Source organism: Prolinoborus fasciculus (genome assembly GCF_056724605.1).
Map to the genome: position 1 here is coordinate 1 of NZ_JBWZQN010000175.1, position 567 is coordinate 567.

Here is a 567-nt window from a genome sequence, read left to right on the forward strand (position 1 = left end):
ATGTAGCCAAAGGCTCTCACCACCTGAGCCATGGTCGTATCCATACCTGCACGCATGTCCATGGGCTGAGTAGACAACCAGATTTCATCAATGCGGATCATGTTGCAAGTGCCTTGAGTAATTCTGCCAAGGCAGGTATTTCTGATGTCTGCCATTTTAGCTGAATATCATTATTCGTATGAGGCACGGTGATACACAACGTGATCCTCTCATCAATAGGTTGGCTGATTGCAGCAGTGTAAGGCAAAGCAATAAATGCTGGATTCACATGAGTAGGATCCTGCACGGCACCCTCATGATGGCTGAAGATCCTGATCCAACGACTGACAAGGTTGGCATTAATACTATGTTGCAGTGCGACCGAAGCGATCGAGGTATTAGGATTTTTGCAGGCATTGACAATACTGAGTTTGAATTCTTTGCTGTATTTTCGGCGTTTTTTAGCAACAGGAGGTGTTGCTGAATATATATCCATGTTCATGGATTAAGTCCCCACTTGTTTTTAGGTGGGAACTAAATTAAGGCTTATAGGATCGCTTGGTAAGGCTGTGTTAGCCGGATGCTTAC

1 protein-coding gene is annotated in these 567 nt (G+C 44.6%); it reads right to left on the reverse strand.

Annotation, left to right across the window (positions count from 1 at the left end):
- Window positions 1–97: 97 nt before the first annotated feature.
- Window positions 98–481 carry a transposase gene (locus AC1P5O_RS16810; RefSeq protein WP_001055585.1) on the reverse strand — a complete coding sequence of 128 codons (384 nt, stop codon included), beginning with the start codon at window positions 479–481 and terminating at the stop codon, window positions 98–100.
- Between the last annotated feature and the right edge of the window lie 86 nt (window positions 482–567).

Coding starts and splice junctions, on each gene's coding strand:
- AC1P5O_RS16810 (WP_001055585.1), bottom strand. CDS start 481: ATGAACATGGATATATATTCAGCAACACCTCCTGTTGCTAAAAAACGC.